Source organism: Roseofilum sp., assembly GCF_982964205.1.
This window is the reverse complement of the sequence record NZ_CEZBFX010000026.1, coordinates 39,941-48,690: the sequence shown is the minus strand read 5'-3', so window position 1 is coordinate 48,690 and position 8,750 is coordinate 39,941. Positions and strand designations below refer to the sequence as shown.

The 8,750-nt window shown below is 45.8% G+C and carries 7 protein-coding genes; 2 read left to right on the top strand and 5 right to left on the bottom strand.

The genetic code is table 11. The annotated features are described in order from the left end of the window. Nucleotides 1-176: 176 nt before the first annotated feature. From AC3A14_RS09225 to AC3A14_RS09210, 4 genes are all read right to left on the bottom strand, one after another. Nucleotides 177-560 (bottom strand): DoxX family protein, encoded by a 384-nt coding sequence (locus AC3A14_RS09225; protein WP_413039063.1) that lies wholly within the window; start codon nucleotides 558-560, stop codon nucleotides 177-179. Nucleotides 561-754: 194 nt separating this feature from the next. Continuing rightward, nucleotides 755-2,668, bottom strand: a complete 1,914-nt coding sequence (dnaK, locus tag AC3A14_RS09220) for a molecular chaperone DnaK (RefSeq protein WP_318732789.1) — start codon at nucleotides 2,666-2,668, stop codon at nucleotides 755-757. 181 nt (nucleotides 2,669-2,849) lie between these two features. After that, on the bottom strand, nucleotides 2,850-3,281 hold the full coding sequence (locus AC3A14_RS09215) for an Hsp20/alpha crystallin family protein (protein ID WP_318699229.1): 432 nt from the start codon (nucleotides 3,279-3,281) through the stop codon (nucleotides 2,850-2,852). Nucleotides 3,282-3,529: 248 nt separating this feature from the next. Next, nucleotides 3,530-4,117 (bottom strand): YdcF family protein, encoded by a 588-nt coding sequence (locus AC3A14_RS09210; protein WP_318735243.1) that lies wholly within the window; start codon nucleotides 4,115-4,117, stop codon nucleotides 3,530-3,532. Nucleotides 4,118-4,177: 60 nt separating this feature from the next. On the opposite strand from AC3A14_RS09210, the gene AC3A14_RS09205 reads away from it, so the two are divergent. Then, complete coding sequence (locus AC3A14_RS09205; RefSeq protein WP_318735240.1) at nucleotides 4,178-5,866, top strand: alpha-amylase family glycosyl hydrolase; 1,689 nt, start codon at nucleotides 4,178-4,180, stop codon at nucleotides 5,864-5,866. 228 nt (nucleotides 5,867-6,094) lie between these two features. Then, on the top strand, nucleotides 6,095-8,275 hold the full coding sequence (ppk1, locus tag AC3A14_RS09200; protein WP_318732787.1) for a polyphosphate kinase 1: 2,181 nt from the start codon (nucleotides 6,095-6,097) through the stop codon (nucleotides 8,273-8,275). A 115-nt stretch (nucleotides 8,276-8,390) separates the two neighbouring features. On the opposite strand, the gene AC3A14_RS09195 is transcribed toward ppk1, so the two are convergent. After that, nucleotides 8,391-8,591: a hypothetical protein gene (locus tag AC3A14_RS09195; protein WP_318732786.1), complete on the bottom strand. Its 201-nt coding sequence runs from the start codon at nucleotides 8,589-8,591 to the stop codon at nucleotides 8,391-8,393. Nucleotides 8,592-8,750 lie beyond the last annotated feature (159 nt).

The following is an 8,750-nucleotide window of genomic DNA, read 5'->3' as shown; positions in this document are numbered from 1 at the left end:
GATTTCCCTCAAACCCTCTTCCTGTCTCCCTTTGCCACTTTTGTCCTGTACTGAGAGATGCGGTATCTGTAGGGGCGAAAAATTTTTCGCCCCTACAATCCTGTCTCACTGTTAATCAAATCAACTATAATTAATACGAAAATAAGTTAGGAGACAATCGCTCTTTAGATCCTCCCTCATTTACTTTCTCTGGAATCCCAACTCAAAGGACCCGAACCTTGTGAGAAAATAATGAGGAGTCCTCCCAAAATCGATAAGTTTTTCATAAATGCGATGACCTGACTTTGATCCGAAAAGTCAAGATGAAATATTAAGGTAGTGGGGATTAGGAAGATCATCAAAAGCAGCGCTCCCCACCGAGACTTATAACCCACGAGAATCGATATTGTACCAATCAACTCAAATAGAATGGCAAAAATTAAGAAGAATTCTGGGACAGGAATTCCTTTGGACGCTATCACTGATGCAGTGCCACTAAAGCCAAGAATTTTCTGAATCCCAGATCTGAGAAAAATAGCAACCAGAAATGCTCGTCCTGCAAGTAATGAGAAATTTTCCATTTTTTCCATGGTAGACCTATATCCTTTTACTCAGATGCTTACATTAATTGCTCCTTGAGAAGCAAGGAGCTGAGAACCCCTTGTTAACTGGAAAATTACTTGCCTTTAGACTGTGTTTAACCCAAATAGGGGGCAGCGCCCCCTATACCTGATTTTAAGCGATTACACGCTTTGACTCAGAAATCATAGAAAAATTACTTCGTTTCCGAGAACTCAGCATCAATTACATCATCATCAGGACCATTGGAACCGGCATCACCTCCAGGAGGGGGAGCATCAGCACCTGGTGCGCCAGCTTCATCACCGCCAGCCTGTTGATAGACACTGCTACCAATAGCATAGAGGGTTTGTTGCAGTTCAGTGGTCAGAGATTGGATGCTCTCATCCTCCTCCTTGGCGATCGCCTCACGCAAGTCTTTAACCAAACCTTCGACCTTGGTTTTATCTTCTGCGGGAACCTTATCACCGAGTTCCTCCATCTGCTTCTCAGCTTGATAGCAGAGTTGATCCCCTTGGTTCTTGCGATCGATTTTCTCGCGCCGCTCCTTATCCGCATCGGCATTCGCTTCTGCTTCTTTCACCATCCGATCGACTTCCCGCTCATCGAGTGTCGAAGCTCCGGTAATACTAATCGACTGAGCCTTACCCGTTCCCTTATCCTTAGCTGTCACATTCAAGATACCATTGGCATCAATATCAAATGTCACCTCAATTTGGGGAACACCACGGGGAGCCGCCGGAATACCATCCAAGCGGAAGGTTCCCAAGCTCTTGTTGTCAGTTGACATTTCCCGCTCCCCTTGCAGAACATGAATTTCTACATTGGTTTGACCATCAACTGCGGTAGAGAAGGTTTCCGATTTCTTGGTAGGAATAGTCGTGTTACGGGGAATAATCTTGGTCATTACACCACCGAGGGTTTCCACTCCAAGGGACAGGGGAGTTACGTCCAGCAGCAGAATATCTTTAACTTCCCCAGCCAATACCCCAGCTTGAATGGCAGCGCCAACAGCCACCACTTCATCGGGGTTTACGGTTTGGTTGGGTTCCTTACCAAGGGTTTTCTTCACCACTTCTCCAACCGCAGGCATCCGAGTGGAACCTCCAACCAGTACCACTTCATCAATGGCAGATTTATCCAGTTTGGCATCCTTGAGGGCTGTTTCTACAGGGATGGCGCAGCGCTTAATCAGGTCTCCACATAAATCTTCAAATTTACCCCGTGTTAGAGTCAAGTCTAAATGTTTGGGGCCCTCTTGGGTAGCGGTAATAAAGGGTAGGTTAATTTCTGCTTGAGTAACGCTGGAGAGTTCAATTTTAGCTTTCTCAGCCGCTTCGGTTAACCGTTGCAGGGCTTGTTTATCCTTACGCAGGTCAATCCCCTCGGTTTTCTGGAATTCTGCAGCCAGATAATCAACAATTTTCTTATCGAAGTCATCCCCACCCAGGTGAGTATCTCCAGAGGTGGATAAGACTTCAAATACACCGTCGCCTACTTCTAGGATCGATACGTCGAAGGTTCCCCCCCCTAAGTCAAAGACGAGAATGGTTTCATTGCTCTTTTTGTCTAATCCATAAGCTAGGGATGCGGCTGTGGGTTCGTTGATAATCCGCAGGACTTCAACTCCAGCAATTTTACCTGCGTCTTTGGTGGCTTGCCGTTGGGAGTCGTTGAAGTAAGCGGGAACGGTAATGACGGCTTGGGTGACGGTTTCGCCGAGGTATTTGCTGGCATCATCGACGAGTTTACGCAGGACTTGGGCGGAGATTTCTTCGGGGGCAAATTTTTTGTCGGCAGCAGGACAGTTGAGTTTGACGTTGTTGCCTTCTTTGATGACTTCGTAGGAAACTTCGGTGGATTCGGTTCCGACTTCGTCGTAGCGCCGGCCGATGAATCGCTTGACGGAATAGAAGGTATTTTGGGCGTTCATTACGGCTTGCCGTTTGGCAATTTGTCCGACGAGGCGATCGCCATTTTTAGCATAAGCAACGACAGAAGGAGTGGTGCGTCCACCTTCTGCGTTAGCAATAACAGTGGGTTTTCCCCCTTCCATTACTGCCACACAAGAGTTTGTTGTTCCTAAGTCAATTCCAACTACTTTAGCCATAAGAGTTTTTGCACTCCAACTTTACTAACTACTAAGGATTCCGGCCTGGGCCTGAGAGCGCTCTATAAATCTTTTGCTTTGAGGATGGGCCGTTCTCAGTATAAAGACCTCTTGCCCTATACTGAGGGGGGTTTGCCCTTGCGATGAAGGGCGGTTTACCGAACCTGGGGAGCAGTTGCACTTAAGCTGCCCAAGGGTCTTCGTCTAAACTGACGGGTGTTTCTAAGGGGGTGGGTTCGGGTTGAGAGAGAGTCGATTTACCCAAGGTGATTTTGACCGGTTGGGGTTTTTGCTTTTTGGGCAGGTTCAGAGTCAGGATGCCGTGCTTTAATTGGCTCTCGATGCGATCGCGCTCAATGGCAAACGGTAGAGCTACAGAGCGCCGAAATTGCCCATACTTCACTTCAGAATAGAGAGCAACCGAGTCAGAACGAAGATGACGAGTCCATTGCACGGTTAGGGTTTTTTCTGTTGCTTCAATATCGAGATCTTTGGCTTGAATTCCCGGTGCTTCAACGTGCAGCATCAGACCTTCGGATGTGATTTGCCAGGCGATCGCCGGTTGATAGAGTGTTTTTTGTTCCATCGGTTGGACATGCATCATCGCGATCATAGTTACCCTCCTGTTGACCTTGGGTAAGTGATTTCTACTGCTCTTATCCTAAAGGTTGGAACCCTTTGACACAGGAGGGCAAACCGTATCAAACCTGGTGAATTTTCACCCAATTTAGGTCATAGACTTGTTGTAGAAGACCGGCACAAAGTAATAGGCAATAGGCACGAATGGCAATCATCATCAGAACCTAGAATTACTGCATTACTCTTTATTCCCTACCCACTAGCGTTTTTCTCTTGAATTCTTCAAAACCAGTCTCTCCAACTCGATCCAGTTTTTCCCGTCATTACCCATAAAATGGCCCTTGCCCCATCCCGAAAAACTTTTTCCATCGGTTCTGGTGCTCGTCCAGAAGGTACAGATAAAGGTTTATATTCAATCCCCCGACTGCCAAACACAATTTGGCCAATGACTTGAGCGCGGCGCATATGATCGTCTGAAGTAATTAAATAAACACTATCAATTCCCCTAGCCTTAAACTCATCGACTAAAGTCGTGAAATTCGTCACCGTATCCACCGCTTCATAATCTAAATGGAGTCGCCGCAAACTAATCCCCGCTTCCGCAAATAGCCATTGTGCATATTCTGGATTACTTCCCCCAGAAATCCAGATATCCAAATGACTATGCTGGCGAGCAAAATCAGCCGCAAACTGTTCCCGGACTACCGAACCTCCCAAGACTAAAATCGCGTCAGGTTCTTGAAAATAACTCCTAATTCCTTTGTAGGCAAATGAGAGCATTGTTAACAGGAGAGCCAATTTCAAAAACAATTTTTTCCTCTGATGACGAGGTTTAAGCATAGATTGGGAAACTGAAAGAGGGTCATTCATGGGGAAAGTTTTATCAATGCCATTGAATCATGCACTAGAGTGTATCTCTGGGCATCACTGATGCTAGAGATCGCCGACATCAATCGTACCGATTGCGCCACTCAAGTGCAAGTTGCACCTTTCTTTGTTCAAACTTACTCCCCATCGATCGGGATTAGCCTCAAGATCCATACGTCTCATATCGATCGCGCGCCTTTGTGCAGTACACCACGATACAATAAATCCAGAAACTTAAGTCTTGCTTCACTATACGCTTGTCTGATTCAACACCCTTTAATATCTTTTACTGTGAATCCAACCCTTTACCAACTCAATATCTGTCTGCGGCTCCATAATCTCTCCCAAGAATTAAACCATCCAGCCACCCTCAACGATATTCCCGATCGCGAACTCGATCGATGGGCGAAGCTAGGGTTTGATTGGATTTATGCCTTAGGAATCTGGGAAACGGGAACCCTAGGACGAGAAGTCTCGCGCACCAACCCCGACTGGGTGAGGGAATATAAAGAACTCCTGCCCGATCTAACCGAGAGCGATATTTGTGGCTCTTGTTTTGCGATCAAAGCCTATCAACTGCATCCCAGCTTTGGCGATCCATCTGCTCTGAAAGAATTTGGCGATCGCCTCCATCAACGGGGTCTCAAACTGATGCTCGATTTTGTCCCCAACCACACTGCCCCCGATCACTCCTGGATACAAGAGCATCCGGATTTCTATATCCAAGGAAGCCCAGAAGATCGCCAACGAGAACCCCAAAACTACACGGAAATTCCTCACCAAGGCATCTTCGCCCATGGTCGAGACCCCTACTTTACCGGTTGGCCGGATACCTTACAACTCAACTATGGTCACCCTGCAGTCTTAACAGCTATGACCGATGAATTACTCTCCATTGCCCAAGTCTGTGATGGAGTACGCTGTGACATGGCCATGTTAATCCTGCCAGACATTTTTCATCGTACTTGGGGCATTATTGCCCACTCCTTTTGGCCCTCAGCCATCCAGACCGTAAAACAACAACACCCCACCTTTACCTTCATGGCGGAAGTCTATTGGGGTTTAGAATGGACGCTGCAACAACAAGGCTTTGATTATACCTACGACAAGCGCCTCTACGATCGCCTCCATAGCCAACAAGCCCATCCCGTCCGCGAACATTTTAGTGCCTCCTTAGACTATCAAGAGCGCTCTGTACGCTTCCTGGAAAACCATGATGAACCCCGCGCTGCGGGCATATTTCCCTTGGGCAGTCATCAAGCAGCGGCTCTGTTGACCTATCTGTGTCCTGGACTCCGATTTTTCCACCATGGGCAGTTGCAAGGATGGACACAAAAAGTTTCTATCCATCTGTGTCGCAGTGCTAAACAAGTCTCCAATCCTGCTTTAGAACACTTCTATGAGCAACTGCTACAATCCTTGTCTCATCCTGTACTGCGGGAAGGGAACTGGCAGCTCTTGGACTGCTCTCCTGCATGGGAATATAACGGCACTTGGGCTAATTTTATTGCCTTTGGTTGGCACAACGATCGCCATGAACAGGTGTTGGTTGTAGTGAATTATGCACCCTATCCCGGACAATGCTATGTCCATATTCCCTGGGATTGGCAACCGGTTTCCTATGCTCTTCAAGATTTAATCAGCACCGCCTATTATGAACGACAAGGGGAGGAGTTATCCAGCCAAGGACTCTATTTAGATATTGCCGCTTGGAAAGGCCATGTTTTCGGGATTTCGGCGATCGCCGGTTAATCCTATGGATCGGTATCTGTTTCTCCTTCAGCCAAGCCGAGCAAGCCATTATCTGGGATCGGCTCAGATTTAGCAGATTATCTTCTCACTTACTCCCTTAAACTCTAGTTTTTGTACTTCTCTCTGAATAAGGTAAAATACAAGCCAATCCCCCACCTCACCGAAAAAAACAATTTTCATATCGTGGGATACGGGGTTAACTTTGCTCTGTTAATTCACTTATTGATAATGGCTAAATCTAAGAAAACAACCCCACCTTTAAATCTCAAAGATTCCCAATACTACTTGAATCGAGAACTCAGTTGGCTGGAGTTTAACAAACGAGTTTTACATGAAGCACTCGATCCGCGAACTCCTTTATTAGAACAATTAAAATTCCTCGGAATTTTCAGCAGTAATCTCGATGAGTTTTTCATGGTGAGAATTGCTGGATTAAAAAAACAAGTGGAAGCGGAAGTCCATAAATTAACTCCCGATGGACGCACTCCAGAACAACAACTCCTAGAGATTAGTCAACAATTACATCCAACCGTTGAAAAACAACATCAACATTTTCACCAAGTTCTTAAACCCAAGTTGATTGAAGAAGGGATTTATTTGGTTGATTATATTGACCTCACTCCAGAGCAACGCCTCTATTACCAAAAATATTTTGAAAAGCAAATTTTTCCCGTTTTAACCCCTCTAGCTGTTGACCCCAGCCATCCTTTTCCTTATATTTCTAACCGCAGCCTCAATTTGGCCGTTTTAGTCAATGACCCAGAAACCGATGAAGATCATTTTGCTCGGGTCAAAGTTCCGAGGGCACTGGCTCGTTTTTTAGCCTTACCTCCTGAGTTATATTATTCTTCAGAATATCCCGCTAAAATTCGTTGGATGGGTGTTCCATTAGAACAAATTATTGCCCATAATCTAGACCCTTTATTTCCGGGGATGAATATCCAAGAATATTATCCTTTCCGGATTACTCGCAATGCGGATCTATCAGTGCAAGAAGATGAAGCCGATGATTTACTGCTGGCGATGGAACAGGAATTGCGTAAACGTCGCATTGGTGGATTAATCGTGCGAATGGAAATTATGGTCAATACGCCACCTAAAATTCGCGAGATGTTAATCCAGGAAATGAGTTTAAAAGAAGAGGATGTTTATGAAGTTGAGGGCTTAGTCGGTCTAGGGGATTTAATGAGTTTCATGGGGCTTCCTTTACCTCATCTTAAAGATCCAGAATGGTCTCCTATCGTCCCCCATTATTTTCAGGGACTCAGATCCCTACAAACCGATCCTTTTTCTGAGGATCAAGAGGAAGGGATTAGTATTTTTGAGCTGATTCGCGAGCGTGATTTGTTTTTCCATCATCCCTATGATTCTTTTGCTTCTACGGTACAACGGTTTATTACAGAAGCGGCCTACGATCCGAAAGTGCTGGCGATCAAAATGACGTTGTATCGAACCTCTGGAGATTCTCCAATTGTGAAGGCTTTGATTGCAGCGGCGGAAAATGGGAAGCAAGTGGTGGCTTTAGTGGAATTAAAGGCTCGATTTGATGAGGAGAATAATATTCAATGGGCCAGAACCCTCGAGAGTGCTGGGGTGCATGTGGTGTATGGGTTGGTGGGATTGAAAACCCATACGAAGGTGGTGATGGTGGTGCGTCGGGATTCGGATCAGATGCGGCGGTATGTGCATGTTGGCACGGGTAATTACAATCCCAAAACAGCAAAACTCTATACAGATTTGGGCATTTTGTCTTGCCATGATGAGTTAGGAGCAGATTTGACAGATTTGTTTAATTTCTTGACCGGATATTCTCGACAACGATCTTATCGTAAGTTGTTGGTGGCTCCGGTGAGTTTGCGATCGCGGATGATGGAGTTGATTGAACGGGAAATTGAACATGCTCGTAATGGCCATCATGCTCGGATTGTGGCGAAAATGAACTCTTTAGTCGATCCTAAAATGATTGTTGCCCTCTATGAAGCATCTCAGGCGGGTGTACAAATCGATCTGATTGTCCGGGGAATGTGTTGTTTACGACCGGGAATTCCAGGGGTGAGCGAGACCATCCGCGTGATTAGTATTGTGGGTCGCTTTTTAGAACATGCTCGAATCTTTTACTTCCACAACCAGGGTGCTGAAGAGTCCTATATTGGTAGTGCGGATTGGATGCCTCGTAATCTCGATCGACGGGTGGAGGCGGTTACCCCCATTGATGATCCAGAGATCCAAAAAGATGTGCAAGAGATTTTGGGGGTTATGCTTGCCGATAACCGCCATGCTTGGGAGCTTCAGTCTGATGGAACCTATCTCCAACGCCAACCCCCCGAAAATGCTGAACCTCAAAGTTCGCAAGATATTTTTATGAAAATGTCTGAAGTTGGCCGAAAAGGGGCCCTGCATACCCTTTAGGATTTCGATCGCCGTCTGTTCTAGGCTCTTCCACTCCATTAGATCCCTGGTAAATTGAAAAATGGTTTACATGAACAGGAGGTCTAATGGGGATTCAGAGTAACCACTCGCTAGTTTAAGTCACTAATGATGCCACCCCTGCCATCAAAGCTACAATCAAGACGATGAGGGTCTTGTAGAGCTGTAGGGTTTGTAAATCCAGGGAAGAAGATAAAGGAGATGGGGGAATGACTTCCTCAGGTAGATTGACTTCTTCAGGAGCCTTTACAGAAGGTAGAGTACGCTGATATTGTATGCCGCGATAACGCAAATTCATCGCTGTTGCCTCTTGAAACTCTAAAATAGGAGTGAAGTTTGAATTGCTCAGGTGTTGATTGAGCCTTTCTGTTTTGATTAGAACCCCAGTTTTAGGGGAGTAACCGTATTTTGTTAACAGTTCTTTAAGGGAGTTTAGGCAATAGCTAACTGAACTTAA

Coding starts and splice junctions, on each gene's coding strand:
- AC3A14_RS09225 (WP_413039063.1), bottom strand. CDS start 560: ATGGAAAATTTCTCATTACTTGCAGGACGAGCATTTCTGGTTGCTATT.
- dnaK (WP_318732789.1), bottom strand. CDS start 2,668: ATGGCTAAAGTAGTTGGAATTGACTTAGGAACAACAAACTCTTGTGTG.
- AC3A14_RS09215 (WP_318699229.1), bottom strand. CDS start 3,281: ATGATCGCGATGATGCATGTCCAACCGATGGAACAAAAAACACTCTAT.
- AC3A14_RS09210 (WP_318735243.1), bottom strand. CDS start 4,117: ATGAATGACCCTCTTTCAGTTTCCCAATCTATGCTTAAACCTCGTCAT.
- AC3A14_RS09205 (WP_318735240.1), top strand. CDS start 4,178: ATGCTAGAGATCGCCGACATCAATCGTACCGATTGCGCCACTCAAGTG.
- ppk1 (WP_318732787.1), top strand. CDS start 6,095: ATGGCTAAATCTAAGAAAACAACCCCACCTTTAAATCTCAAAGATTCC.
- AC3A14_RS09195 (WP_318732786.1), bottom strand. CDS start 8,591: ATGAATTTGCGTTATCGCGGCATACAATATCAGCGTACTCTACCTTCT.